This is a genomic window from Bradyrhizobium sp. USDA 4461 (assembly GCF_054055655.1).
In genome coordinates this window covers 4,544,326-4,571,126 of sequence record NZ_JBSRXM010000001.1, presented here as the reverse complement: position 1 = coordinate 4,571,126, position 26,801 = coordinate 4,544,326, and the positions used below count along the sequence as shown (strand labels likewise).

At 65.3% G+C, this 26,801-nt stretch carries 25 protein-coding genes; 14 read left to right on the top strand and 11 right to left on the bottom strand.

Going from position 1 to position 26,801, the window contains the following annotated elements:
* The first annotated feature begins 24 nt into the window (after positions 1–24).
* Positions 25–1,302, top strand: a complete 1,278-nt coding sequence (locus tag ACVINW_RS21080) for a CaiB/BaiF CoA transferase family protein (RefSeq protein ID WP_456753054.1) — start codon at positions 25–27, stop codon at positions 1,300–1,302.
* Between the two features lie 22 nt (positions 1,303–1,324).
* Positions 1,325–2,158, top strand: coding sequence for a citryl-CoA lyase (locus tag ACVINW_RS21075; RefSeq protein WP_456753053.1), 834 nt, complete (start codon positions 1,325–1,327; stop codon positions 2,156–2,158).
* Positions 2,159–2,169: 11 nt separating this feature from the next.
* Here ACVINW_RS21075 and ACVINW_RS21070 read toward each other — a convergent pair whose 3' ends face one another.
* The gene (locus ACVINW_RS21070; RefSeq protein WP_456753052.1) at positions 2,170–3,168 is read right to left on the bottom strand and encodes a LysR family transcriptional regulator; all 999 of its coding nucleotides are present in this window, start codon (positions 3,166–3,168) and stop codon (positions 2,170–2,172) included.
* Between the two features lie 128 nt (positions 3,169–3,296).
* Here ACVINW_RS21070 and ACVINW_RS21065 point away from each other — a divergent pair, with 128 nt between their 5' ends.
* Positions 3,297–4,604, top strand: coding sequence for an MFS transporter (locus ACVINW_RS21065; RefSeq protein ID WP_456753051.1), 1,308 nt, complete (start codon positions 3,297–3,299; stop codon positions 4,602–4,604).
* Positions 4,605–4,660: 56 nt separating this feature from the next.
* On the opposite strand, the gene ilvA is transcribed toward ACVINW_RS21065, so the two are convergent.
* The 5 genes from ilvA to ACVINW_RS21040 all read right to left on the bottom strand — a co-directional run bounded on the left by ilvA (position 4,661) and on the right by ACVINW_RS21040 (position 11,408).
* Positions 4,661–6,205 carry a threonine ammonia-lyase, biosynthetic gene (gene ilvA, locus ACVINW_RS21060; RefSeq protein ID WP_456753050.1) on the bottom strand — a complete coding sequence of 515 codons (1,545 nt, stop codon included), beginning with the start codon at positions 6,203–6,205 and terminating at the stop codon, positions 4,661–4,663.
* 138 nt (positions 6,206–6,343) lie between these two features.
* Positions 6,344–7,534 (bottom strand): M24 family metallopeptidase, encoded by a 1,191-nt coding sequence (locus ACVINW_RS21055; RefSeq protein WP_456753049.1) that lies wholly within the window; start codon positions 7,532–7,534, stop codon positions 6,344–6,346.
* Between the two features lie 19 nt (positions 7,535–7,553).
* The gene (locus tag ACVINW_RS21050) at positions 7,554–8,966 is read right to left on the bottom strand and encodes an MFS transporter (protein WP_456753048.1); all 1,413 of its coding nucleotides are present in this window, start codon (positions 8,964–8,966) and stop codon (positions 7,554–7,556) included.
* Entirely contained in the window at positions 8,959–9,777 is an 819-nt protein-coding gene (locus tag ACVINW_RS21045) for an alpha/beta fold hydrolase (protein WP_456753047.1), read from the bottom strand. Before ACVINW_RS21045 ends, ACVINW_RS21050 begins: the two co-directional genes overlap by 8 nt.
* 11 nt (positions 9,778–9,788) lie before the next feature.
* On the bottom strand, positions 9,789–11,408 hold the full coding sequence (locus ACVINW_RS21040) for an FAD-dependent monooxygenase (RefSeq protein ID WP_456753046.1): 1,620 nt from the start codon (positions 11,406–11,408) through the stop codon (positions 9,789–9,791).
* A 109-nt stretch (positions 11,409–11,517) separates the two neighbouring features.
* Here ACVINW_RS21040 and ACVINW_RS21035 point away from each other — a divergent pair, with 109 nt between their 5' ends.
* From ACVINW_RS21035 to ACVINW_RS21000, 8 genes are all read left to right on the top strand, one after another.
* Positions 11,518–12,414, top strand: a complete 897-nt coding sequence (locus ACVINW_RS21035; protein ID WP_456753045.1) for a LysR family transcriptional regulator — start codon at positions 11,518–11,520, stop codon at positions 12,412–12,414.
* Between the two features lie 196 nt (positions 12,415–12,610).
* Positions 12,611–13,984 (top strand): aromatic ring-hydroxylating oxygenase subunit alpha, encoded by a 1,374-nt coding sequence (locus ACVINW_RS21030; protein ID WP_456753044.1) that lies wholly within the window; start codon positions 12,611–12,613, stop codon positions 13,982–13,984.
* Entirely contained in the window at positions 13,984–14,499 is a 516-nt protein-coding gene (locus ACVINW_RS21025; protein WP_456753043.1) for an aromatic-ring-hydroxylating dioxygenase subunit beta, read from the top strand. The genes ACVINW_RS21030 and ACVINW_RS21025 overlap by 1 nt, the downstream gene beginning before the upstream one ends.
* Before the next feature lie 8 nt (positions 14,500–14,507).
* Entirely contained in the window at positions 14,508–14,831 is a 324-nt protein-coding gene (locus tag ACVINW_RS21020) for a non-heme iron oxygenase ferredoxin subunit (RefSeq protein ID WP_456753042.1), read from the top strand.
* A gap of 38 nt (positions 14,832–14,869) precedes the next feature.
* Complete coding sequence (locus ACVINW_RS21015; protein ID WP_456753041.1) at positions 14,870–16,183, top strand: MFS transporter; 1,314 nt, start codon at positions 14,870–14,872, stop codon at positions 16,181–16,183.
* Positions 16,180–16,773: a MarR family winged helix-turn-helix transcriptional regulator gene (locus ACVINW_RS21010; protein ID WP_456753040.1), complete on the top strand. Its 594-nt coding sequence runs from the start codon at positions 16,180–16,182 to the stop codon at positions 16,771–16,773. Before ACVINW_RS21015 ends, ACVINW_RS21010 begins: the two co-directional genes overlap by 4 nt.
* A gap of 147 nt (positions 16,774–16,920) precedes the next feature.
* The gene (locus ACVINW_RS21005) at positions 16,921–17,202 is read left to right on the top strand and encodes a hypothetical protein (RefSeq protein ID WP_021079000.1); all 282 of its coding nucleotides are present in this window, start codon (positions 16,921–16,923) and stop codon (positions 17,200–17,202) included.
* A gap of 102 nt (positions 17,203–17,304) precedes the next feature.
* A complete protein-coding gene (locus ACVINW_RS21000) occupies positions 17,305–18,258 on the top strand; it encodes a helix-turn-helix domain-containing protein (RefSeq protein ID WP_456753039.1) in 954 nt (317 codons plus the stop codon).
* Between the two features lie 17 nt (positions 18,259–18,275).
* Here the strand turns inward: ACVINW_RS21000 and ACVINW_RS20995 are convergent, their stop codons facing one another.
* The gene (locus ACVINW_RS20995) at positions 18,276–19,142 is read right to left on the bottom strand and encodes a DUF2066 domain-containing protein (protein ID WP_456753038.1); all 867 of its coding nucleotides are present in this window, start codon (positions 19,140–19,142) and stop codon (positions 18,276–18,278) included.
* Positions 19,143–19,345: 203 nt separating this feature from the next.
* Here ACVINW_RS20995 and ACVINW_RS20990 point away from each other — a divergent pair, with 203 nt between their 5' ends.
* Entirely contained in the window at positions 19,346–20,359 is a 1,014-nt protein-coding gene (locus ACVINW_RS20990; RefSeq protein ID WP_456753037.1) for a zinc-dependent alcohol dehydrogenase family protein, read from the top strand.
* 18 nt (positions 20,360–20,377) lie between these two features.
* On the opposite strand, the gene ACVINW_RS20985 is transcribed toward ACVINW_RS20990, so the two are convergent.
* The gene (locus ACVINW_RS20985) at positions 20,378–21,151 is read right to left on the bottom strand and encodes an enoyl-CoA hydratase-related protein (RefSeq protein ID WP_456753036.1); all 774 of its coding nucleotides are present in this window, start codon (positions 21,149–21,151) and stop codon (positions 20,378–20,380) included.
* A 123-nt stretch (positions 21,152–21,274) separates the two neighbouring features.
* Here ACVINW_RS20985 and ACVINW_RS20980 point away from each other — a divergent pair, with 123 nt between their 5' ends.
* On the top strand, positions 21,275–22,864 hold the full coding sequence (locus ACVINW_RS20980) for a gamma-glutamyltransferase (protein ID WP_456753035.1): 1,590 nt from the start codon (positions 21,275–21,277) through the stop codon (positions 22,862–22,864).
* 823 nt (positions 22,865–23,687) lie between these two features.
* Positions 23,688–24,002 (top strand): NIPSNAP family protein, encoded by a 315-nt coding sequence (locus ACVINW_RS20975; protein ID WP_456753034.1) that lies wholly within the window; start codon positions 23,688–23,690, stop codon positions 24,000–24,002.
* A gap of 72 nt (positions 24,003–24,074) precedes the next feature.
* On the opposite strand, the gene ACVINW_RS20970 is transcribed toward ACVINW_RS20975, so the two are convergent.
* Genes ACVINW_RS20970 through ACVINW_RS20960 form a run of 3 tightly spaced genes read right to left on the bottom strand, consistent with a single transcriptional unit; the run spans position 24,075 to position 26,763 of the window.
* The gene (locus tag ACVINW_RS20970) at positions 24,075–25,367 is read right to left on the bottom strand and encodes an NAD(P)/FAD-dependent oxidoreductase (RefSeq protein ID WP_456753033.1); all 1,293 of its coding nucleotides are present in this window, start codon (positions 25,365–25,367) and stop codon (positions 24,075–24,077) included.
* Positions 25,368–25,381: 14 nt separating this feature from the next.
* A complete protein-coding gene (locus ACVINW_RS20965) occupies positions 25,382–26,113 on the bottom strand; it encodes an amino acid ABC transporter ATP-binding protein (RefSeq protein ID WP_456753032.1) in 732 nt (243 codons plus the stop codon).
* Positions 26,110–26,763, bottom strand: coding sequence for an amino acid ABC transporter permease (locus tag ACVINW_RS20960; RefSeq protein WP_456753031.1), 654 nt, complete (start codon positions 26,761–26,763; stop codon positions 26,110–26,112). Before ACVINW_RS20960 ends, ACVINW_RS20965 begins: the two co-directional genes overlap by 4 nt.
* Between the last annotated feature and the right edge of the window lie 38 nt (positions 26,764–26,801).

Genomic DNA, 26,801 nt, shown 5'->3' with positions numbered 1-26,801 from the left:
ACATCGTCGTCCGGAGAACATCACATGACACTGCCCCTCGCCGGCATCCGCGTCCTCGATCTTTCGAACGTGCTTGCCGGTCCGTTCTGCGGCTATCAGCTCGCCCGCCTCGGTGCCGAGGTGATCAAGGTCGAGAATCCCAAGGGCGGCGATCTCGCGCGCCGGCTCGGCGCCGATCCGGCGATGGCGAAGCACCTGATGGGCCTGTCGTTCGTCGCTGTCAACGCCGACAAGCAGTCCGTCGCGATCGACTTCAAGGCCGACGACGGCAAGGAGATCTTCCTGCGCCTGGTCGAAACCGCCGACGTCGTTCTGGAGAATTTCCGGCCGAAGGTCATGGAACGGCTGGGGCTCGGCTATGAGGTGCTGGCCAAGCGCAATCCGCGCATCATCTATTGCGCGATCTCGGGCTTCGGCCAGGACGGTCCGTGGGCCGGCCGCCCGGCCTACGATCAGATCGTTCAGGGATTGTCGGGCGTCATGAGCGTCACGGGCGATGCCGACAGCGCGCCCCTGCGCACCGGCTTCCCGATCGCCGACACCATCGCAGGTCTCACCGCATCCTTCGCGATCACGGCCGCCCTCGTCGAACAACGACAGACGGGACGCGGGCGGCAGATCGATGTCTCGCTGCTCGAATCGACCTTGGCCGCGATGGGCTGGGTGGTTTCCAACCACCTCAACGGCAATGTCGATCCGCAGCCGATCGGCAACGAGAACTTCACCGCCGCTCCCTCCGGCACGTTCGCGACGGGTTGCGGACCGCTCAACATCGCGGCCAACGAACAGAAGCAGTTCGAAGCGCTGTGCGACATCGTCGGACGGCCGGAGCTGAAGACCGATCCGCTGTTTCGCGAGCGGCAGTCACGCAAGGACTACCGCGTCGCCTTGAAGCGCGAGCTCGAGGTCGCCCTCGCCGCCAAATCCGCCGCCGAATGGGAAACGCTGTTCAACGCCAAGGGCGTTCCGGCGGGATGCGTTCTGACCGTGCCGCAGGTGCTGAACGAAGCGCAGATCGTCGGCCGCAAGTTCGTCGAGAGCCTGAAGGCCGAGGTCTCGGGTGGCCAGACCATGCGGGTCACGCGCCCCGGCTTCCGGCTCGAGACGGACTATCCGGAACCATCGCCGCCGCCCAGCCTCGGCCAGCACACCGAGAAGTGGCTCGGCCAGCTCGGTTTCACGCGCGACGAGATCCGGGCGCTCGGCGAGCGCGGCGTCGTCGCCATCGACAACCGGCCGACGGTGAAGGAGAGCGCCAGGATACCGGACCTGAAGGCGCGCGCCGAGACTTCGAGCACCTGAGAGGACATCGAGGACAGTTGTCATGACCAATCAAGATCCCGCAGACCTGCTGCAAAAGGCCACCCAGTGGTGGTCGACCGACATCATCGACATGAAGCCCGGCGTGATCCGCTTCCGCGGCTTTCCGATCGAGCAGTTGATCGGCCGGGTGTCGTTCCCGCAAATGATCTGGCTGATGCTGAAGGGCGATCTTCCATCTCCCGAGCAAGGCGCGCTGCTGGAAGCAGCGCTCGTCTCCGCCGTCGATCATGGTCCGCAGGCGCCGTCGATCGCGATCGGACGGATGGCCGTGACCTGTGGCCTTCCGCTCAATGGCGCGATGGCGTCGGCCATCAACGTGCTGGACGACATTCACGGCGGCGCCGGCGAACAATGCATGGAGCTGTACGCCGACATCGCGCGCCGGCAGGATGCGGGCGTCGAGCTGAAGGCGGCCATTCAGCAGGGCCTCGACGCTTTCGCGGCGACGAATGGCAAGATCGTGCCGGGGTTCGGTCACCGCTTTCATCCGGTCGATCCGCGCTCGCCCCGGCTGCTCGAGCTCGTCGATGCCGCACGCAGCAACAACATCGTGTTGGGACGTTTCGCCGAGATCGGCCGCGGCGTCGAGGCCGAGATGCAGCAGCGCAAGGGCCGCAAGATTCCGATGAACATCGACGGCGCGACCGCTGTGATCTATTCGGAGCTCGGCTTTTCGCCTGCGCTGGGCCGCGGCCTGTTCATCCTCTCGCGCTCGGTCGGCATCCTTGCGCATGCCTGGGAGCAATCGCAACAAGGCGGCCGGATCAAGGGACCGATGCCGCCGGGCATTCCCTATCGCTACACCGGCCCTGCTCCCCGGGATTTCGCGAAGTGATCCGATCGCGTTCAGCGGGACTGCCGCACGCGTTTTTGGGCTCGCTCGGTGCGGCTGACCACGATGGCCGGCATCGCGGCTGCGCCATCGGTCATGCCGGGCAGCGTGACTTGCTCGAGGAAGTCGCGCCCCCTGGATTTGAGCAGGCCCACGACCCGTTGCGCAGCCGGCGACAGATAGCCATCCCTGCGGGTGACGAAGCCCAGCGGCCTGCGCATCGTGGTGGCGTCGATCATCAGGCGGTCGAGCTGGCTGCCCAGCCGAAGCGGATGCAGGTTCCGCGTCGACGTGAAGCTGAGCAGCGCCGTGTCGGCGATCAGCTTGGGCAGCGTCGTGATCGAATTGGTTTCGATCTGCACCGTCGGCGGTGCAAGACCATGCGCTTCGAACACATTATCGAGCCACTGACGCATCGCGACGGTGCGGGCCGGCAGCACCCATTTCGCGGCGACCAGGTCCTCGATCGCGAGCGGCTTGCCGCACAACGGGTGGTCCTTTGCCGCGACGACGACGACATCGTCCATGCCGAACGCCTCGTGACTGAACTCCTGCTCGTCGGATGGCAGGATCGGGCCGATCGCAAGATCGAGGGTCCGCTCGCGCAGCGCCGCCCTGACCACGCCGCTCATGCCGATCTGCACCTCGATCGCCAGCCCCGGCGCGTCGGCGATGATGGCGCGGCAGATCTGCGGCAGCAGATACTCGCCCATCGTCGCCCCACAGCCGATGCTGACGCGACCGGCCGCACCGGCAGCGAAATCGGTGACCTCGCGCAGCGACTCTTCCATGGCCTCGCGCATCCGCCGGGCCCGCGCCAGCAGCACTTCGCCGACCCGCGTGAGCGTGATCCCGCGCCCGGTCCGCTCGAACAGGTCGGCACCGACGGCTTCCTCGAGGCGCTGGATGCATTTGGTCAGTGCGGGCTGGGTGCGGCCGAGCTTGTCGGCAGCCCGGCCCATATGACCCAGGTCGGCAATCACCTCGAAATAGGTGAGGTCGCGAAGGTCCACGTCTTCCTCCCGGTTATCGGTTCTTGAACATTAGCGATTGGACCGCTGCCCGCTGTTTCTGGCACTTTTGAACCTAACACAGCCGGGCCCCATCGGGGTAACCGGCCACATGCAGGGAGGATCGGCAGATGACCGAGATCGCGGCCAACGGATCGCTCGCGGAAGGCAATCCGGATGCAGGGTTGCTCGCCAGCGCGCTTGCCAAGAACACCTGGCGCCTGGTCCCGCTGCTCGGCCTCGCCTATCTCTTCAACTATCTCGATCGCACCAGCGTCGGCTTTGCTGCGTTGCAAATGAACAAGGACATCGGCCTCAGCGCCACGCAATTCGGCTGGGGCGCCGGCATCCTGTTCTTCAGCTACTGCCTGCTGGAAGTACCCAGCAACATGATGATGTACCGGTTCGGTGCCCGGCGCTGGCTCGCCCGCATCATGATCACCTGGGGCCTTGCGGCTGCGGCGACCGCGCTGGCGACGGGACCCTACAGCTTCTACCTGATCCGCTTTCTGCTCGGGGTGTTCGAGGCCGGCTTCTTTCCGGGCGTGATCTGGTACCTCTCGATCTGGTTTCCCGAGAAGCACCGCACCGGCGTGCTGGCCCTGTTCATGGCCGCAACGCCGCTCTCCTCGCTGCTCGGCAGCCCGATCTCGGCGGCCCTGCTCGGGATGGACGGCTTCTGGGGGCTCGCAGGCTGGCAGTGGATGTTCCTGCTCGAAGGCCTGCCGGCCTGCGTGCTCGGCATTCTCTGCCTCGTCCTGCTCGCCGACACGCCCGAGCAGGCGGGGTGGCTCACCCGCGAGGAGCGGCAAGCGTTGCTCGCCGCTCTGGCTAGCGACAAGCACGACAAACCGAAGAAGGATCTGTGGGCCGCGATGCAGGATGTGCGGGTGCTGATGCTCACCGCGATCACCTTCGCCTTCACGATCGGTTCTTACGGCATCGGCATCTGGCTGCCGCTGATCCTGAAGAGCCACGGCCTCTCCAACATGCAAGTCGGCTGGCTCTCGGCGATCCCCTATTTGTTCGCGACCATCGGCATGTTGTTCTGGGCGCGTCTCGTCGACCGCAAGGGCCGGAAGATCTACAATCTCATGGCCGCGTTGATCCTCGGCGCGCTTGGCCTTACGCTCTCCGTTGTCTTCAGCTCGCTGGTTCCGGCGCTCGCCTGCCTGACGCTGGCGCTGGTCGGCACGATTTCGGCACGCACGGTGTTCTACACGATCCCGCAGAGCTTCCTGACCGGCGCCGCGGCCGCCGGCGGCATCGCGTTCATCAACTCCGTCGGTGCATTCGGTGGCTTTGTGGGCCCTTACATGGTCGGCTTCCTGAAGGACGCGACAGGCTCGTTCAACGCCGGGATGATCGGGATGGCTGCGATCCTTGTGGTGGCGACGGCAATTGCCGGCTCGCTCAAGCTGGTCGCCGGCAAGATGTGAGTATTATGGCTGGCGAATATCGCCTAGCCGACCAGCCCGTAACACCGGCCGAGTCATCACTGCTCGGCGGAGAGGAACAGGCGATAGGCCGGATTCTCGCTCTCGTTCCAGTAGGGATAGCCGAGTGCATCGAGCGCTTGCACGAACCTTGCGCGCTCCCCGGGCTTGACCTCGATGCCCGCCAGGATGCGTCCGTAATCGGCGCCGTGATTGCGGTAGTGGAACAGCGAGACGTTCCAGTCGGGCGCCAGGCTCTCGAGGAATTTCAGCAACGCGCCGGGGCGCTCCGGAAACTCGAAGCGGTAGATCACTTCGTCCCTGAGCAGCGGCGCGCGGCCGCCCACCATGTAGCGCACATGGTCCTTGGCCATCTCGTTCTCGCTCAGATCCAGGATCGGATAGCCCTCGCGCCGGAGCAGCTCCATCACTTCGCGCTTCTCGGCCTCGCCGCGGCTCAGCGCGATGCCGACGAACAGTTGCGCCGGCGCGGTGGTCTCGGCGAAGCGGTAGTTGAATTCGGTGATGGCCCGCGAGCCGAGGATCCGGATGAAGTGGCGATAGCTGCCCGGCTTCTCCGGCACGGTCACGGCCAGCAGCGCCTCGCGATGTTCGCCGACCTCGGCGCGGTCGGCGATGGTGCGCAGCCGGTCGAAATTCAGATTGGCGCCGCTGTTGACGGCGATCAGGCCGCCGTCGCTCAGCGCGCCGCGCTCGGCATAGGCCTTCAGGCCAGCGAGCGCCAATGCGCCGGAGGGTTCGGCCACCGATCGCACGTCGTCGAAGATGTCCTTGATCGCCGCGCACATCGCGTCGGTGTCCACGGTGACGACCTCGTCAAGCAGGTCGCGGCAGAGCCGGAACGTCTCGGCTCCGACCTTGCGCACGGCAACACCGTCGGCGAACAGCCCGACCTGGTCCAGCGCGACAACGCTGCCCTTGGCGAGCGCTGCCGCCATGGACGCCGCGTCGGCCGGCTCCACGCCGACCACCTTGATCGCGGGATTGAGGAACTTGACGAACGCGGCCACGCCGGCCGCCAGCCCGCCGCCGCCGATCGGCACGAAGATCGCCTCGATCGGATCGGGATGCTGGCGCAGGATCTCCATCCCGACGGTTCCCTGGCCGGCAATCACATCGGGATCGTCGAACGGATGCACGAAGGTCAGGCCGCGCGCAGCCTCGATCTCCCTGGCCTTGGTTTGTGCATCGTCGAACGTGTCGCCATGCAGCACAACGTCGCCGCCGAGGCGCCGCACCGCTTCGACCTTGATGGCGGGTGTCGTCCGCGGCATCACGATCGTCGCGGGAATCCCGAGCTTGCGCGCCGACAGCGCCACGCCCTGCGCATGATTGCCCGCCGACGCGCAGATGACGCCCAATTTGCGCTGCGCGTCCGGCAGTCTGACGATCTTGTTGTAGGCGCCGCGCAGCTTGAACGAGAAGATCGGCTGAAAGTCTTCCCGCTTCAGCAGCACGGCGCGCGACAGGCGCTCCGAAAGCCGCGGCATCGGATCGAGCGGCGTCTCGACCGCTACGTCGTAGACGCGGGCGGTCAGGATGCTTTGGGCGTAGTCGCGGAGCGCGTTGTCGGCAGCAGTCATCTCATGTGCTTCTGTCGATGGGGAAGCGATCGATATCGATCGCGTGCATCAGGCTCGAAGCATCGCATGACGGGAGGCCGGAGTGAAGTAGAGACAGCCGGGACAAACACGCCGGTCCATCAGCAGCCCCTAACCGCTTCACGCCGTGAGCCGCGGCGAAGTCCACTCCCGGCCATGATCTCCGGGCGCTTCCCAGCCCGATTCCGTGACGATCAGCGTGTCCTCGAGCTTGATGTAGCCGCGCGCCGGATGCAGCAGCGCCGTTTCGATCGAGATGACCATCCCGCAATCGAGCAGCCGGTCGGCGTCATACGGCGCGTAAGGCACCGGGCCGGTCGCGGTCAGGCGCGGCGCTTCGTGACTGACAAGCCCGATGCCATGTGCGGTGAAGTCCAGCACGGCGCGATGCGGAGAAGCTTTGACCGCAGCCTCGCCCGCCGCGATGATGTCGCCACCCAATGCGCCCGGCCGGATCGCGCGCCGGGCCGCCTGCTGGATGTCCTCGATTTCCTGCAACAACTCGCGCAACTCGCTGTCAGGCTCACCCAGAATGCCCATGCGGCTGAGGTCGCCGATATAGCCGCGATAGTTTCCTCCGGAATCAATCGAGATCACGTCGCCCTTTTCGAGACGCTGGTTCGACGGCGCGCGGTTATGGCTCTTGCCTGCGGCAATCAGGCAATATTCGAAGACGAGATCACGCTCCTGCTCCTCACGGCGCAGACGAGCCACGACATCGTTCTTGGTCATCCCCGGCGCGCAGGCCTTGAAGGTCGCCATCATCGCATCGACGACCCGTTCGGAAGCTTCCCGGATGAGGTCCAGTTCGGCGGGAGACTTTATGGCGCGGAGGCGCTCAAGCGTGAAGTGGGCCTCGCGGAACGCGACATTGTTAAACCCGGCAAACAGATGATCCCTGGCGTCGGCCGGGAGGAAGCTTGCCTCGATGCCGACGCGCTTAGCTGCGCCGCCCAGCTTTCTCACATGATCGATCGCAAGCCCGATCGCGTCGATCGTTCCCCAGCTACCTGTCTTGACGATCGGCGTCCATATCCGTCCGAGCTCGTGCTCGAACTTTTCCATGCGGTTGCCGATATAGGCGGAATGTTCCGGACGCCCTTTCTGATAGACGAACACCGGCAGATAGCGGCTGGTGCCGATCGCCTCCATGACGTCGAAGAAGAAGAAACGATATCCGCCGAGCAAGTACTGCACATTGTGACGCGAGGTGACGATCAGGATATCGAGTCCGGCCTCGTCCATCAGCCGATCGAGTTTTGCGGTGTCGAACGGCGCCGTCGTTGCGATCGTGTCGAGTGCATTGTCCATGGGTTGACCTTCCGTCCTGTCAAGTTGCGGTTTTCGCCGCCAGCGGCTTCGATGTGGCGCCCAAGCCGGCGCTCTCGCCGAACAGCGCCACCGGGCGTCCGTGCGGCTCGACGCCGAGGAACGTGAAGGCAAGCCCGATCAGGAGACCCGCGCCGGCAAGAAAGCAGAACGCCGGCATCACCGCCGCGGCGGTTGCGTTCGGATGCACGAGATTGTCCGCGCCGGCGATCAGCGCGAGACACAGCGGGCCTACGATCTTGCCGACCCCGTTCGAGAGCTGCGCAAGGCCGACCGCGCGTCCCGACAGCTGGACCGGAAATATCTCCGCGGGATAGGGTCCGATGTTCGAAAATCCGCCGTCGAAGAACACGGCACCAACGATCAGGAAGACCAGGAATAGCGGCACCGAGCCGACAAAGTCGTTGTGGAAATAGGCGGCCAGCGCCAGCGAAACCGCGGTGCCGTACCCCATCAACTGCCCGCACGGCTTGCGGCCGATCCGGTGCGCGAGGAAGGCGAAGCCAGTCCGGCCGAGCACGCCGGCGAGGCTGACATAGATGAACATCTTTGCCGCGTCCTGGGGCGCGACGCCAAGCAGCAGCGCCACGATCGTCGGTCCCCACAGGAACACACCGTAATTCGCCGTGCTCGCGCCGAACCAGATCAGGACCGTCAGCCAGAAGCGGCGCTGCTCGGCGAAGAGATCGGCGAAGGTCGCCGGGTTCGCCGGCGGCAGCGTGGGCAAGGCGGCCCCATCGCTGCCGACCCGATAGAGCTTTCGGATACTGGCCTGGGCCTCGCGCACACGGCCCTTGCTGATCAGCCAGCGCGGCGATTCCGGCATGATGATCACGGTCAGAATGGCGAGGATGATCGGCAGGAAGCCGACCGCCGCCAATCCGCGCCAGCCGACCAGCGGCAGCAGGAAGCTCGCCGTGACCGACGCCGAAAGCACGCCAAAGGCGACCGGGACGACCACGAGGCTTGTCACCAGCGTCCGATGGCGGGTGGGCGCAAATTCAACGATGGCCGGGACTGCCGCCGCGGCGCCGGCGGCAAGGCCGAAGCCGACGAAGAAGCGCAGGATTGCAAACGCAACCCAGCCGTCTTCGGGAATGAACGCGATCGCGCCCGAGGTCATGCCGCAGAGCAGAACGCCTGATATCGCCAGCGGCTTGCGCCCGAAGCGATCCGCGAGGACACCCGCGACGAACGCCCCGAGCATCGCCCCGATGCCGGCGCTCATCAGCATGATCGAGGTTTGCCCGAACGTCAGATGCCACTTCGGCGCCAGCACAGAGACCAGGAATCCGACCACAAAGAAATCGAAGAAATCGACCACGCCGGTGACGGCGAAGATGATGATCGATAGCCAGTAGCGCGTCGTCACCGGCGCTTCGTCGAACGGCACCGCATTCGCCTGCTCAGGCATGGTCTCCCCCTGTTGTTGTCAAGCCGCCTTCTTTTTTGAATTCAGGAATGCCGTCACCGCCTCCGCCACCCGATCGGGGGCCTGGATCGACGCGACGTGGCCGACACCCGCGATGGTCCCTGGTCTCGACGCGCGCGAGATCGCGGGCGAGCGCGAATGTCTCCGCATTGGGGATCAGGCAGTCGTCGCCACCCGCCAGCAGAAGCGTCGGGCGATCGAAGCCGGTCAGGTCGGCGGCGACCGGCTGCGCGAGCAACGCGCCGCGTCGCGCCTTCTGGCGGTCGTCGCGGGCCGAACCACGGAAGATGTCGATCAGTTCGGGCCGCGCGCGCAAGTAATCCGGCGGGAAAAAGAACTCCGCAATCTTCGGCGCATTGGCGATGGTGTCCGCGCGGTAGGACGCGAGTTTTCGGAAGACATCCGCATTGATGTCCAGCGGGCTTCTGTTGACCTTCCAGGTGCTGCTGAGGATCAGGCGGTCGATCCTGCCGGGATGGCGGGCCGCCAGCACTTGCGCGATCTGCCCGCCCAGCGAGGTTCCGAAGACTTGGGCGCGATCGTAGCCGAGCCCGGTGATCAAGGCCGCAGCATCATCTGCCAGATCGGCCAGCGAATAGGATAACGATGGATTCGTGGTGGCGCCGGAATCGCGCTGGTCATACGCGATCACGGTGAAATCAGCCGCCAACACCGGCACAAGGCCATCGAACATCGAATGGTCGGCCTCACCGCCGTGCAGCAGCACGATCGGCTCGCCACGTCCCATCTTCTCATATGCCGTGACGACGCCGTTGGATTCGAACGATTGCATCGGAGCCCCCGCTAGTGCAGCAGCGTTGAAAGCGCGCCGGCCAACTCCTTCGCCGGGTCCGACGGCAGCCACGGCATCCGCCACGCCACATGACCGTCGGGACGCACCAGCACAGCGCCGCGCATGCCCAATTGGAAACCGTCCGCCGGATCGGCTGACGGCAACTGCTTCAGCGAGAGCGGCAAGCGGATCTTCTCCGACACCTGCTTCCCCGCCTCCAGCCACTCGCCGCCGAGCGGCCCCGTGACGACGGTGAACTCCTTGTCGAACCAGTCGAGCGTGGATTTCTTGCGCGACGGCTCGAGCCACATATGCGGAAAGCGCGCCCCGGGACGATCTGTCGGCGTGTAGTAACGGGAGTTCAGCGCCTTCGCGACGGTGCCATCGGGGATCACCGCGCCCTCCTCGTAATTGTGTCCGAGGTTCTGGCCGATGCTGTGCAGATGATTGTCCATGTCGTTGATCCAGAACTTGATCCGGTCCGGATCGCGCGATCGCACGGCGTCGTCGGTCAGACCAAAGCGCAACCGGTTGCCGTAGCTGAAATTGGCGTTGGACTGCGCGATCGGGCGGCGCTCGCTCGAATAACTGTCGAGCAGCTTTTCATTCGCGAGTCCCTTGAGGACGAAGGTGAGTTTCCAGGCGAGATTATGCGCGTCCTGAACGCCGGAGTTCAGGCCGAACCCGCCGGTCGGCGGAAAGCGGTGCGCGCAGTCGCCGACCAGAAACACCCGGCCCTTCCGAAAGGTCTCCGCCACCTGCATGCTGACGCGCCAGATCGAACGGTTCAACAGCGTGACGTCGAGATCCGGAATGCCGGCATGGCCGCGCGCGATCTCAACGAATTCCTGGTCGGTCCACGGCCGCTCGCGATCGTCCTTGGTGAGGCCGATCTGCGTCACAGTCAGCCAGCGATCCCGGCCGTTGGTGTTCAGGATGGCGGCGCGCGGCAGATCGGGTGTTTCGGGGACGATGATGAAGCCGGCCGCCTCGCGCGCGATCGGCAGCCGCGACAGATCGGCGCGCCAATATTCATTCGACATCACCGCCAATGTGGACGGTCCGACCATGTCGATCCCGGCGCTGCGGCGGGTCTGGCTGCCCGCGCCATCAGCGGCGATCAGATAGGTCGCCGTCCACTGCGTCACCTCACCGGTCTTCTGGCAACGCGTCGTGACATGAACGCCGCTGTTGGTCTCCTCGAACGATTCACAGGCCGTATTGAACAGGACGGTGGCGTGCCGGGATTTCTCGACCACCCGCAGAATTTCCTCCTCGACGGCGTCCTGGGCGACCAGACTCTTCCAGGCCGGCGTATGACCGACATTCGGTTCGGGACGGGTGCGGCCGAACTCCTGTCCCGCGATGCTGTCGAGGAACACGAACATGTCGGAATTATCCTGCAGGCCGCGGTTGCGGATCGCCTGCTCGATCCGCCACTGCCGGAAGATCTCCATGGTGCGGACCCAGCAGCCGCGCGACTTGGGATGGTCGGTCGTCGTCGCGCTCTTTTCGACCACCACGCAGTCGATGCCGAAGCGATCGAGCAGTAGCGACATCGCCAGCCCAACCGGCCCGCCGCCGGCGATGAATACGGATGTCTGGCGTGCCTCCTCGGTGGCGATGCCCATGCGCGCGTCTCCTCGGTTTGATCGTTGCGAAGAGACTGCTCTCTTTTCGATATCTCACAAGAATATGTTTGATATGGTATCCATCTCAATCTGAGATGGAGCGACCATCATGGACCTGCGGCAGATCCGCTATTTCGTTGCCGTCGCCGAGCGTGGCGGCTTTGCTGCGGCCGCGAGCACATTGAACGTCGCCCAGTCGGCGCTCAGCCGCCACGTCAAGGAGCTCGAAGTCGAATTGGGCGGCGCCCTGCTCGAACGCGGCGCGCGCGGCGTCTCGGTCACTGAATCCGGCAAGGTTTTGCTGGCACGGGGACGCTGGCTGCTTGGGACGATCGACGACATCAAGGCCGAGGTGCGCACCGAAAACCGCGAGCCCAGCGGCACGGTGCGGATCGGCGCGCCGCCGAGTCTCGGCGATATCCTCTACCCGCCGCTTGCCCAGACATTCGTGAAGCAGTTTCCGCGCGTGCGGCTCGAGTTGAGCGAGGGCCTGACCGAGAATGCATCCGAACGCCTGCTGCGCGGTGAGCTTGATCTGGGAATCGTGACGACGCCGTCGCCCAACGATCACCTCGACTATGAAATGCTGATGGTCGAACAGGTGTTCGTGATCGGGCCGTCGCGCGATCCGCTGCTCAAGCGCGGCCGGCTGACGCGCAGGGAGTTCGACGCCCTGCCATCCGCCGTGGCCCCGCTCAGCCGCAACCCGTTCCCATCGACCATGCTGTGCGCGGTACGCGTCGACAACAGCACCCCGATGAAGCGCATGGTGGCCGCGGGCCTCGGCTACGCCTTGCTGCCGTTCTCCGGCATTCACCAGGAAGTGGCGAGCGGAACGCTATCGGCGGCGCTGTTGCCGTGGATGCGCGCCGAGCGCGTGCTGGCGCTGCCGCGCGGGCGGCCGGTGAGCCGGGCAACGCGGGAAGCGATTGCCGTGCTGAAGACCATCTGCTGCGCGCTGATCGATCAGGGCATCATCCTGACCGCGCCGACGCGCAAGACCTGAATGCTCCCCGGCTTCACCCTCCCGGTCGACCAACCATCTTGACCATAGTTGTCATGACAACTATAGAGTCATTCCAAGATTGGCGATCAAGCCGGCTGTTCCCGTCGCGCAAGGACGGGAGCCGTGAACTGCAATGGCTCAGCGGGCGACCTTGGGGTTGCCTGTGCAGCCGGCGGTGGATCGAAGGGAGGACGTGATGAATGCTGCTTCGCAGAACCGCGCGGCCAAGCTGCGGGAGATTTCCCGCCTGATTGACGATCGCCCCGCCGAGCGCATCTTCCAGGTCGATCGCCGGATCTTCACCGATCCCGATGTGTTCGACGCCGAGCTCCGCCATATCTTCGAGGCGACGTGGAATTTCGTCGGCCTGGAATCCCAGGTCGCCCGGCCCAATGATTTCGTCACCACCCATATCGGCCGGCATCCGATCCTGGTGATGCGCAGCGCCGACGGCAAGGTCGGCGCGTTCCTCAATACCTGCCGGCATCGCGGAACGATCGTCTGTCCGTTCAAGCAGGGGCGGCAGAAGTTTCACGTCTGCCGCTATCACGGCTGGGCCTACGATTCGAGCGGCCGCAACATCTCGGTGACGGAGGAAGCGAGCGGACAGTATCCGCCGTCCTTTTCGAACCAGAATCACGACCTGCTTCCGGTGGCGCGGCTCGGCTCCTATCGCGGCTTTCTGTTCGCGAGCCTTTCGGCCGATGTTCCGCGGCTGGAAGAGTTTCTCGGGGACACCCGCGCCTTCCTCGACCTCATCATCGATCAGAGCGACAGCGGCGAAGTCGAGTTCGTGCCCGGCGCCAGCACGTATACGTTCGATGGAAACTGGAAACTGCAATTCGAGAACGGTCTCGACTACTATCATTTCGCAACCACCCACAGCTCCTACGTCGACATCCTGAAGAAGCGCAATGCCAGCGCCGGGCCGGATGCCGGTTTCACCGTCGAGCCGGAGGGCGAGCAGGAAGGGCAAGGCAGCTTCAGCTTCGATTATGGCCACGCCGTCAACTGGTCGATCAAGCGCACCCAGCTCTATGGCCGGCCGCTCGGCATGGATTCGGCGCGGCTCGATGCCGTGCGGCAGCGCGTCGGCAGCACCCGCGCCAAGTGGATGCTGCGCCAGCGCAACCTCACGATCTTCCCGAACCTGCAGGTGATCGACATCCTGTCGGCGCAGGTGCGGACCTGGCGGCCGCTGGCGCCGGACAAGACCGAGATGGTGTCGCATTGCCTTGCGCCGATCGGCGAGAGTGCCGCGGCGCGCACGCTGCGCATTCGCAATTACGAAGATTTCTTCAACGCCTCCGGGCTCGCCAGCTCCGACGATAACGTCATGTATGAGTTCTGCCAGACCGGCTACGAGGCGACGACCGCCGCGCCAACCCAAGGCTATCTGCGCGGCGTCGCCGAGATCGGCCACGGCGACAGCGTCCATACGCGCGAGCTCGGCGTAGCCCCATCCGAATGGTCGTTCGGCCCGACAAGCTTCGGCGGCGAGACCAATTTCCATCCCGGCTATCGCGAGTGGCGCAGGCTGTTGCAGCGCGCCGCGGGGGAGATGGCGTGATGGCTGGCAGCGCAATCAAGCAAGCAGATGCTCACGCGGTGGCCGCCGCGACCATCTACCGCGAGGCCCGCCTGCTCGACACCGGCGAATGGGCCGATTGGGTCGCCATGTACAGCGAGGATGCCGTCTATTGGGTGCCGGCATGGCTCGACGAATACAACACCACCGGCGATCCCGACACGCAGGTCTCGTTGCTCTACCACGATGCACGGCGCGGGCTGGAAGAGCGGATCGCGCGCATCGAATCGCGCAAATCGATCACGGCGCTGCCGCTGCCGCGCACGGTGCACCAGATCTCGAACCTCGAAGCAGCCGAAAGCGGACCCGACGAGATCGTTTGCCACTCGGTGTTCTCTGTCCACGTCTACGACCAGCGCGTCGCCAAGGAACACCTGCGCCACGGGCGCTACCACCACACGCTGCGGCGTGAAGGCGACACCTGGAAGATCGCACGCAAGGTCATCACGCTGGTCAATGACCGGATTCCGACCGTGCTCGATTTCTACAGCATCTGAGAGAGGACATGACAGATCAGGGGACCTGGCACGACGCTGCCGCACTCAGCGCGCTGAGCGAAGGCGAGCCGTACGGCATCGAAATCGGCCAACAACACATCGCGCTCTATCGCGTCGGCAATGAATACTACGCCACCAGCAACATCTGCACCCATGCGGAGGCGCTGCTGTCCGACGGCCTGCTGGACGGCTGCGAGATCGAATGCCCGCTGCATATGGGCCGCTTCGACATCCGAACCGGCGAGGCACTGACCAGCCCGGTCGAGATCGACATCCAGACCTATCCGGTCCGCGTGGCAGGCGACCGGCTGGAAGTCTGCCTGCCGGCATAGAACGACAATCAAGAAAACAACAATCGGGGGCAACGGCAATGACCGAAGTCGTGATGGACAAGGCGGCGATCGCGACCGCCGATCCGGAGATCGAACGCACCGCGATCCGCAAGGTCGCACTGCGCCTGATGTGGTTCGTGATGGCGATGTACTTCCTGGCCATTCTCGACCGCGGCAACATCTCCTTTGCCGCGCTGCAGATGAACAAGGAGCTCGGGCTCAATGCCGAGAAGTTCGGCATCGCGGTCGGGATCATGTACCTCACCTATTCGATCTTCGAGATCCCGAGCAATCTGATCCTCGCCAAATACGGCGCACGGATCACGCTGACGCGGATCGCGATCCTGTGGGGCATCGCCACCGTGCTGATGGCCTTCACCCAGGGCCCGCTCAGCCTTTATACGTTCCGCGGCTTCCTGGGCTTTGCCGAGTCCGGCCTGTTTCCCGGCGTGATGCTGTTGCTGAGCCTCTGGTTTCCGTTCAGCTACCGCGCCCGCTACAACGCGATGTTCAACTATGCGGTGCCGATTTCCTACATCTTCGCCTCGCTGATCTCGGGCGCGATCCTCGAGCTCAACGGATTGTTCGGCATTTCGGGCTGGAAATGGCTGTTCATCCTGGAAGGCATGCCGCCGATCATCCTGGGGATCGTCGGCATCTTCTACCTGACCGACCGCCCGCAGCAGGCGAGCTGGCTGTCGGCCGCTCAGCGCAACTGGCTGACCGGCGCGCTGGAGCGCGACGCCAAGGCGACCGGCGTGGTGCATGCCGAGGGCGTGTTGCGGACCGTCACCAAGCCGATGGTGCTGCTGTTCGGCCTGTGCAATTTCGGCCTGTTCTGCGGGCTGGCCTCGCTGTTCCCCTGGCTGCCGCAGATCATCAAGTCGTTCGGCCTGCCGAATTCGCAGGTCGGCTTCGTCACCGCGATCCCGCCGATCGCCGGGCTGATCGGCATGATCGCGTTGTCGCGGCACTCCGATCATGTCGGCGAACGCTTCCATTATGCGGCAATGACCTTCGTGATCGCGGCCGCGGGCTTCGCGATCGCCGCCTTCTCGACCTCGCCCGCCTGGATCATCATCGGGTTCATGGTCGCCAATGTCGGCGTCTACGGCACGCAGGCCGTGTTCTGGACCATCCCGCAGTCCTACATGTCACGGCAGAGCGCGCCGGGCGCGATCGGCCTTGTCAGCACCATCGGAAGCATCGGCGGTGCGACGATCCCGATCGTGATCGGACGCGCCAAGGACGCCTCGGGCAGTTTCACCACCGGATTCCTCGTGGTAACAGGCGTTCTCCTCCTCGCGGCGGTCCTGGTCTTGATCGCCCGCTCCCAGCTCGTGAAAGAATGACAAGCCGGACTGCCACAAGCCGTACCAAGCCCGCTGCATCGCGCCGCGCCCCGCAGGAGGACGCGCGCTCCGAACTGGTGATCGATTTCGAGCGCTACGTGCCGACCGTGCTGTCGAGCCTGGTCGCGAAGCTGCGCGCCAACGCCAACGCATTCTTCCCGCAGGCCTATGGCGTGTCGCTGGCGGAGTGGCGGGTGCTGTCGTTCCTCAGGGAGCATGAGCCCGCCAGCGCCTACGACATCTGGACCAACGCGCAGCTCGACAAGGCCGTCGTCAGCCGCGAGACCACGTCGCTGAAGAACAAGGGACTGATCGAGCTGACCCCGGTTCGCGGCAGCGCCCGGAACCGGACCGAGATCCGGCTGACGGCCGAGGGCGTCGCGCTGCTCGACCGCAGCCTCGACGAAATCCTGCGCCGGCACAGCAACCTCACAGCCGGCCTCGACGCCAAGGCGCTCGAGGCCTTCTTCCGTGTCGTCGATCACATCGAGCAGCGCATTCCTCACATGGCCGACCAGCCCGGAGAGACCGTGCCGGCCCACGCACCGGTCAAGCGGATTGCGAAGCGAACGCCGCCGCGCGGCGCCTGAAAGCGGCAGGCCGGGACGACGGCGATCGCGCGGATCGAAATACGAGTCACGTGGCGGTGAGTGCACAGGGGAACCGGCCGTAATTTATGTTTCAGTAAGCAAGTTGTAGCAAGAATCGATCAGTGAGTTGCGTATAGGAGACTTCCAGTGATCGACTTTGACGAACTTCGTAGTATCGCCGCGGATGTTCGTATCTTCATCGACGCCTCGGAAGACAAGGGTGGCGCCCTGAAGGCCATCGTCGATGCCTACGACGTCGTTCTCGGCATCTTCCCGGCCGGCCCTGGCATGGATCTTCACGTGGTCAAGGGCAACGAGGTGCTCAACCACATCGCGCAGACCCAGGCCTCGTCGGGCTTCACGCACACCGCCATCGCATTCCAGACTCGCGAGCAGGCTGTTGCACTTGAGCAACTGATGGCGGCGTAGCCACCGGCGCCGCGGCCAGGTGAGCCGGCGCGGGGGACACTTTGTGCAGGCTCCAAGCATTTGATATGATTCGGCCAATCGCGCTATATTGCGAGCGTGGATATGGGCGAGCACCTGACGGTTCATACCGGCGAGCTTCATGGCTTCGAGGGACTCCACGATGCCGTGAAAGGCTCGCATGTCGAGGTCATGCAGCTTGAACGCGGCAAGCTGCGCGGCACGCTGTCCCATGTCGGGATCGGCGATTTCTCGCTCAGCATCGGTGCATTCAATGTCGGGGTGCGCACCCAGCGCATCTCGACCGATCCCAAGCTGATCATCGGAATGCTGCTGAACGCCACCGACCGCGTCACGCATTTTGCCTTCGACATGCAGCCGGCCGACGTACTGGTGATTCCTCCGCTGGTCGAGCATGACGGCGTCTTTCACAAGGCCTCGTCCTATGCGGCAATTCGCTTCGACATGGCGGATCTGCCCGACGTCTTCGGCGGCGAGCCGCGGCTGGCCGATGCCGAGACGTGGAGCGCGAAGAACCACTTCCGCGCCGACCCTACCGTCGGCATGGCCGGGGCGGACAGGCTGCCGCAGATCATCGCGCATCTCGCGCGCTATCCGGACGCATTGTCGCAGACCTCGGCCGAATTCTGGAAGCGCGCGATCCTCGATTGCGTGACGGCAACGGTCGTCACCTCGCTGCCGCCGGACGGATCGAGCTACCTGCCGTCGGCGATGAAGCTGGTGCGCGATGTCGAGGACTATCTGCACGCCGCCGGCACCCGCCCGGTCCATGTCTCGGAAATCTGCACCGAGCTGCGGCTGTCGCGACGCAGTCTGCACCGCGCCTTTCACGAGGTGTTCGGCGTCGGCCCGGTGACGTTCCTGCGCTACAAGCGGCTGTGCACGATCCGCTCGATCCTGCGCGAAAGCACGCCGGAGCAAACCACCGTCTCCAAGGTCGCGATCGAACAGGGTTTCATCGAACTCGGCCGGTTCTCGCAATACTACCGCGCGATGTTCGGGGAATATCCGTCGCAAACGCTCGGCTACGCCGGCTAGAGCGTTTTCGCGCAAGCTCATTTCGACCGCCCGGGATCGCCGTTGCCGGACAACACCTGCGCGGCGCCGCCGATGCCGCGGCGGAACGCTTCATCGAAGGTGACGCCGCGGAACTGCCATTTGTAGTCCCGGCCGTGCCAGGCCATCCGCCATTGCGTGACCCAGCCGAGATCGTTGTCGTCCCAGACCAGCCGTCCGATCAGGACGGCCTCGCCGCCCTGCGGCGCGACGATCGCCGCCAGCTTCGCCGGCGGCATCTTCAAGAGCTCGCCTGCGCTGAGGCTGGCGCTCGTCAACGCCGCGGCGGCCGGCAGCACGACGCGCATGCCGCGCTTGCCGGCCGCCGCCGCCAGCGCGTCGCGCTGCAAATCAGATTGCGTGCCGTCCGAACTAACGATGTAATCCTTCGGACCGTGCTGCATCTCGACGAAGATGCCGAGCACCGGACGCTGCGACCGCCACGGCTTGAGGCCGAGCTTGGCGAGAATGCCGTCGATCTTGCTTTCGTCGAAAGCAACCGTCAGGTCGTAGGGCCGGTCGCGGGTGCCCTGCTCGTCATGATGCGGCTTGCCGGCATACTGGTCGTGATAGTCGAAACTGCTGACGAACGCCTTGGCCTTCGATTTGTACGCGGCCAACCTGTGGTCGCCTGCGAGTGCCGGCTGACCGGAGACCTTGATCAGGACGTCCTCGAGGCATGCAGCGAAGCCGATGATCCGGTTCGGCTCACCCTGGCCGGTGACCACGGTCTGCGCCCGATAGAGGCTGTCGTCCGCCGCCATCGCAGCACCGCAACAGATCAACGCGGCGGCAAGCAGCGCTCGAACCATGCCGCGCGCGAGCGCGGCAAGCGGATTGAGTGTCGTCTCAAGCAAGCCTGCCATGGTCACCTCCGCACGGTCGCTGCACCGTCCGGTACAGATTGGCGGTATTTTCCGCGGGCGCCAACACGTTCAGGCATGGGCGCCATTCCATTGGCCCCGCCGCGCGCTCTGGTCACGCGCGGCAAGCCTGACATATGCTGAGCGGATGCACAGCGGCGGTGGTTGCGTCGCCCAAGATGAGAACAGTCAGCAGGAGACGTCCCGTGAAATGCTACGAGTTGCAAGGCCCCGGCGGCGTCGATGCGCTGGCGCTGGTCGACAAGCCGATTCCGCAGGCCGGCCCCGGAGAGGTCCTGGTGCGGCTGAAGGCAGCGACGCTGAACTATCGCGACCTGCTCACGGTCAAGGGCGGCTACGGCTCGCGCCAGAAATTTCCGCTGGTGCCGGTCTCCGACGGCGCCGGTGTGGTCGAGGCGGTCGGCGCCGGCGTAAAGAATTTCGCGCCCGGCGACCGCGTGATCGGCAGCTTCTTCGAAAGCTGGCTCGGCGGCGAGCCGAGCGAGGCGCGGATGCGCGCCGCACTCGGCGGCAGCGTTGACGGCGTGCTGACCGAGTACCGCGTGTTTGCGGCGCATGCGCTGGTGCGCACGCCGGAGCATCTCAGCGACATCGAGGCCGCGGCACTGCCATGCGCCGGGCTCACGGCGTGGAGCGCGGTGGTCAAGCTCGGCGGCATCAAGCCGGGACAGACGGTGCTGACCCAGGGCACCGGCGGCGTCTCGCTGTTCGCGCTGCAATTCGCCAGGATGTGCGGCGCCCGCGTCATCGCGACCTCGTCCAGCGACGCCAAGATCGAGCGGCTCAAGCAACTCGGCGCCGATGTCACGCTCAACTACAAGACCACGCCCGACTGGGGCAAGAAGGCGCGCGAAGTAACCGGGCGCGGCGTCGATCTCGTGGTCGAGGTCGGCGGCGTCGGGACGCTGAACGAGTCGATCCGCGCCACCCGGATCGGCGGCACCATTGCCTTCATCGGCGTGCTTGCCGGTCCCGCCTCGTCCGATTCGCGGCTGCCGCTGATGGTGATGCAGCAGCAACGGCTGCAGGGCGTCACCGTCGGCTCGATCGAGGATCTGCAGGCGCTGTGCGACGGCATCGGCATGCACGGCGTCAAGCCCGTGATCGACAAGGTGTTCGCTTTCGACCAGGTCAAGGATGCGTTCGCCCACATGGCGAGCGGCGCGCATTTCGGCAAGGTCGCGATTGCGATCGGCTAGCGTACCTGCGATCAAGGACTACCTTCCCGTGAACTGGGCCTTGCGCTTCTCGACGAAAGCCTGGCGGCCCTCCTTCGCGTCGGCGCTCTCGCGGATCACCTGCTGCAATTCGATCTCGCGGCGGAACTGGTCGGCATAGCTCGTGTGCTCGCTTTCCTCGAGCAGTTGCCGCGTCGCGACCAGCGCGCGGGTCGGGCCGTCGGCGAGGCGGCCGGCGAGCGCTCTGGCTTCGTCGAGCAGCTTTGCGTCGTCGACGACATCGCGCACCAGGCCCCACTCCTTGGCCCGCTCTGCCGACAGCGGCTCGTTGAGCAGCATCAAATCGAGCGCACGCTGACGGCCGACCAGCCGCGGCAGCAGCCAGGTCGAGCCGAGATCGGGCACCAGGCCGATCCGGCTGAACACCTGGATGAAGCTCGCCGAGCGCGCGGCCAGGATGATGTCGCCGGACATCGCGAGGCTGAAGCCGCCGCCGGCGGCGACGCCGTTGACCGCGACCACCACCGGCGTGCGGCATTCGCGCAAGGCCTGCATCGCCGGCCAATAATGCCTCATCACGCCGATGTAGATGTTGTCGCCGAGCGAGTTGAACGCCTTGAGGTTCTGCCCCGAGCAGAAGCCGCGTCCCGCCCCGGTCAGCACCAGCGCGCGGACGGCAGGATCGATGCTCATCTCGCCGACGGCGCGCGCGAGATCGCCGAGCAATTCCGGCGTCATCGCGTTCAGGCTGGCGGGATCATTCAGCGTCAGAATGCCGACCTTGCCGTCCCGTTCGCGCGTCACACTGCTCATTTTCCTCTCCCTGGAATTGCTTGTTATTGTGCTTATCGTGCCGCTCTATTGCGCTTAATGTGCCATGCTTGGCATGCTACGCCAACGTGCCCCGCCCGCAACAAGAACAGCGAAAGCAACGCCATGTCCGACCAGTTCTCCAACTCGCAAGTGATCCGTAAACCCGCCGTCCAGGCCAAGGGCGGCATCGTCGCGGCGCAGTCGCGCAGGGCGGCCGAGGTCGGCGCGGAGGTATTGGCAGCGGGCGGCGATTGCGTCGACGCGGTCATTGCAACCACCTTCGCGCTCGGCGTGCTGGAGCCGTGGATGAGCGGCGCCGGCGGCGGCGGCGCCATGGTGCTGTACCGCGCCAGGGAGAACCGCGTCGAGGTGATCGACTACGGCATGCGTGCGCCCGACGGCCTGCGCATCGAGGATTATCCGCTGACCGGCGGCGCGGCCTCCGACCTGTTCCCCTGGGCGCGGGTCAAGGACGACCGCAATCTGCACGGTCCCGGCTCGATCGCCGTGCCAGGCGTCGTCGCCGGCATGGAGGAGGCGCATCGCCGCCACGCCAAACTGCCGTGGAAGGAGTTGCTGGCGCCAAGCGTCAGGCTCGCCGGCGAGGGCCTGCTGGTCGATTGGTGGACCACCGCGATGATCGCCAGCTCCGTCGCCGATCTGCGGCGCTATCCCGCGAGCGCCGCGGCCTATCTGCAGGACGGCCTGCCGCCGAGCGCGCCGTGGGGCATCAAGTCCGTGGTCCGCATGCCGCAGGACAGGCTGAAGGCGACGATGGCGCAGCTCGCCGCCGCGGGGCCGCGCGATTTCTACCAGGGCGATCTGGCGCGCAGCATCGCCGACGACATCCAGGCCGCAGGCGGCGCGCTGTCGGTGCGCGATCTCGCGTCGTTCCGCACCCATCTGCGCGAGCCGCTGAAGATCCCCTATCGCGGCGGCACGGTCTATGCGACGCCGGAACTGACCGCGGGTCCGACCATGGCGCGCACGCTCGGCCTGTTGCAGAAGGCGCTCGCGCCGGCGCAGGGCGGGCCGGATGCGGTCGCCTACGCGGCCTATGCCGAAGCGCTGCAAGCCGCCTATCGCGAACGGCTGAAGGACATGGGCGATGTCGACGGCCGCCGCGCGCTCGGGGCCGAGGCGATCGCACCGAGCTGCACCACGCATTTCTCCGCAGTCGACCGCGACGGCAACATGGCCGCAGTGACGCAGACGCTGCTGTCGACCTTCGGATCCAGATTCGTGACGCCGAACACCGGCCTCACCATGAACAACGGCATCATGTGGTTCGATCCGACGCAGGGCGCGCCGAACTCGCTGGCGCCCGGCAAGCGCTGCCTGACCAACTACACGCCCGTGGTGGCGGAAGCCGCCGATGGCCGCCGGCTTGCCGCCGGCGCATCGGGCGGCCGCCGCATCCTGCCTGCGGTGTCGCAGCTGTTGTCGTTCGTGATGGATTTCGGCATGGATCTCGATGCCGCGATCCATCAGCCGCGGATCGACGCCAGCGAGGGCGCTGTGGTGATCGGCGATGTGCGCCTGCCGCAAACCGTGCGTGACGCGCTGCGCGGCCGCTTCGACTATGAGGAGGCGCGCATCCAGACCCAACCGAAGAAGTTCGCCTGCCCCAGCATCGTGCTGCGCGATGGCACCACAAACAGCGGCGCCAGCGAGCCGTTTCATCCGTGGAGCGATGCGGTGGCGGAGGGATGACGACGCTGAGGAAGTTTCTCGATTCAATTGGCCACACTCTCGGTGTCATCACCCGCGAAAGCGGGTGATCCAGTATTCCAGAGGCAGTAATGCTTGAGCCGAGAAGCCGCGGCGTACTGGATCGCCCTCCCGTCTTCGCCAAGGCTTCGACGGGGCTTGCGGTCTTGGGCTCGCCGAAGCTTCAGCGGAGGCGGTGAGCCGGGCGATGACAGTGTGAATGAGGACGCAGGCTTCGCGTTCTCGCGACATCATCTGTCCGAAGTTTTGCATCTCGTTCCGCCCTCCTCTCAGTGAGGGCGCAGGGAAAGCCGGGTGCCGATCGCACCCATGGGCCCCGAGCAAAAGGGTAGAAAGCTCGGGGGTAGGACCACAGGTGTAACCGGAGCAATCCGGCTTTCCCTGCGCGATGGCTTACGGCTTATACGTGCTCTCCCCGGCGAGACTGGGCTTTGTTGTCACCGTCTTCGCAACGCGCGTTCGCGCAATCGGAAGAGACACCTACCACTAGGGCGTCAGGCCTGCACGACTTCGCCGTCCGCCTCATGCGCGTTCGTCAACTGCGCAATCGGCGTCCACCGCATCTCGACCCGCGTTCGTGACGACCGCGAAGCGCCCCTCGATCGGGCGAGACTGGAAATTCATACACCGAATTGTGCTTCGGATAAAGCGAAATATTTTCGCGAACGGTGATTGACAGGTTTTGCTGAGTTGCCCGTCGTGTCGAATGGGCAACACTATCGGGCGAACACCGCTGCGTGGTGAGAACTCCGCCGCTGCGCTATAGTGAGGGGCCCTGGTCAACGATGGATTGGAGCATTGCGGAATGATTACCTGTTACCTGCGCTATGAGGTCAGGCTGGGCAAACTCGCCGAGTTCGAAGCTTACGCTGCCATGTGGCTCGAGCTGCTGCCGCGGTTTGGCGGCATCCATCACGGCTACTTCCTGCCATCAGAAGGCGCAAGCGACGTCGCGTTGGCGATGTTCAGCTTTCCGAGCTTCGCCGCCTACGAGCAGTATCGAAAGGATTCCGCCGCCGATCCCGACGTTCAGAAGGCGATTGCCTTCGCAAAGGAGACCGGCTGCTTCACGCGCTATGATCGGTCGTTCTTCCGGCCGTTGTTTCCGAAGGCGGCTTGAGGTCTGAGACCTGCCGCGCGATCAGTCGCCCCGATCGACCGCGTTGCTCTATCACCTCGCGATGTCCATCGCCTACACCCCGAGCTTGTCCCGCACCCGCCCGGTGAGCACCGCGGCGGTGACGCCGACCCGCCAGAACGCGTGCATCGGCATCGGCTTGATGCCGGTCACCGGCATGTCGATCTCGGCCTTCGGCCCGCCGATCAGGCGGCGGGCGAGTTGCGCGCCCATTGCGGTCGAGAGCGCGACACCGCGGCCGTTGCAGCCAAGCGAGATCAGGAGATTCTCCGCCGGCTCGTGCACATGCGGATAATGATCGGGGGTGATGGCGAGGCGGCTGTTCCAGCCGTGGGTCCAGCTCATGCCCTTGAGCTGCGGCCACAGCCGCTCGGCGTAGCGGATCAGATAGGCGACGTCGGTCGGCTTGCTGATCCAGCGCATCGGACCGCGGCCGCCCATCAATAGCCGGTTGTGCTGGTCGATGCGGTAGTACACCGTGATGTGGCCGCTCTCGTAGAGCACCGGGCGGCCCGGCATGATCGCGCGCGCGATCTCCTCGGGCAGCGGCGCAGTCGCTGCGATCGACGAGAACACCGGCACGATGCTGCGGCGAAGCGCCGGCCAGAGATCATCGGTAAAGCCGTTGGTCGCGAGCAGCACCTTGTCGGCGTGCACGACGGCGCGCGGGGTCTCGATCCGCCAGCGGCCGCCGTCACGGCGCAGCCGCAGCGCCGGCGTCTCGCCATGGACGGCAACGCCCGCCCCGATCGCGGCGCGCGCCAGGCCCCGGGCGTAGCTCAGCGGATGCAGATCGCCGCCGCGGGCATCGAGCATCGCGCAGAGATAGCGATCGCTGCCGGTCATTGCGCGCAGCTCGGCGGCGTCGAGCAGCTTCACCGGCATGCCGCGCCGGATGCACTGCTGCGCCGTCGTCGCGATCGCGGCCGCGCTGGCCTCGTTGTAGGCGGCGCGCAGCGTACCGTTCTGCCGCGCCTCGCACGGAATCTGGTAGCGGCGGATCAGGTCATGCGTGAAGTTCGTGGTGCCGTAGGAGAATTCGATCATGCGGCGGCCGAGATCGGCGCCGAAATCCTCTTCGATCCGGTCGGGGTCGTGCTTCAGCCCGGGATTGGTCTGCCCGCCATTGTTGCCGGAGGCGCCCCAGCCCGGCTCCTGCGCTTCCAGCACGGTGGCGAGCACGCCCTGCTCGGCGAGATGCAGCGCAGTCGACAGACCGGTGAAGCCGCCGCCGACGATCGCGACCGGCACGTTCTTGTCCGACACCAGCGGTGGTGTCGGCGTCGCCTCCACCGCGGTGTCGGCGTAAAGGCTCGGCGGGAGAGGAAGGCGGGTGGAAGCGTTCATTGCAGGAGACCGGATCACAACGGATGCAGCACGCGGCGCAGGAAATCCTGGGTGCGCGGGTGCTGCGGTTGGTTGAGGACGGATTTGGCGGCGCCCTGCTCGACGATGACGCCGCCGTCGATGAACAGCACGCGGTCGGCGACGTCGCGGGCAAAACCCATCTCGTGGGTGACGACGACCATGGTCATGCCGTCGTCGGCGAGCTTGCGCATCACCGACAGCACCTCGCCGACCAGCTCGGGATCCAGCGCGGAGGTCGGCTCGTCGAACAGGATCGCTTTCGGCTGCATCGCCAGCGCCCGCGCGATCGCGACGCGCTGCTGCTGGCCGCCGGAGAGTTTTGGCGGATGCACCTCGGCCTTGTCGGCGAGGCCGACCTGCGCGAGCAGCGCGCGGCCGCGCGCGATCGCCTGCTCGCGCGGCTCCTTCTTCACATAGAGCGGCCCTTCGATGACGTTCTCGAGCGCGGTGCGATGCGGAAACAGGTTGAAGCGCTGGAACACCATCGAGACCTGGGTGCGGATCGCTACGATCGAGCGGTCGTTGCTGTCGACGCGCGCGCCCTCGACGCTGATCTCGCCGCGGTCGTAGCTCTCGAGCCCGTTGATGCAGCGCAGGATGGTCGACTTGCCGGAGCCGGACGGGCCGATGATGCAGACCACCTCGCTCCTGGCGACCGAAGCGGTGATGCCCTTCAGCACCTCGACCTTGCCAAAGCTCTTGTGGACGTCGTTGAGGTCGATCATTTGCGGTTCGCCTTATTCTCGAAGTGCCGAACCAGCAGGATGAGCGGGATGCTCATGGTAAGATACATCAGCGCCACCAGCGTGAACACGCTGGTGTTCTTGAAGGTCGAGGAGGCGATCAGCTTGCCCTGCAATGCGAGCTCGGCGACCGTGATGGTCGAGGCCTGCGAGGAATCCTTCAGCATCATGATCATGATGTTGCCGTAGGGCGGCAGGATGATCCGCACCGCCTGCGGCAGCACCACGCGGCGCATCGTGAGCCACCAGCCCATCCCGATGGTCTGCGCCGCCTCGATCTGGCCCTTGTCGATCGCCTCGATGCCGGCGCGGAAATTTTCCGCCTGATAGGCCGAATAGGCGATGCCGAGCCCGATGATCGCAGCCTGCAACGCCGACAGCGCAATGCCGAAATCCGGCATCACGAAATAGATGTAGAACAGCAGCACGATGATCGGGATGCCGCGGATCACATTGATCAGCGCGGCGCTGAGGCCAACGAAAACGCGGATGCCGGACACCCGCATCAGCGCCCACACCAAGCCGAGCACGGTCGACAGCAGCAGCGAGCCGACGGTGACGACGATGGTCAGCCAGACACCCTGCAACAGGATCGGCACGAACTCGACGGCGTCATGGAAGAATTTTTGCATCGGCTCTACGTATCTGTTCCGTCACCGGCTGAATATTC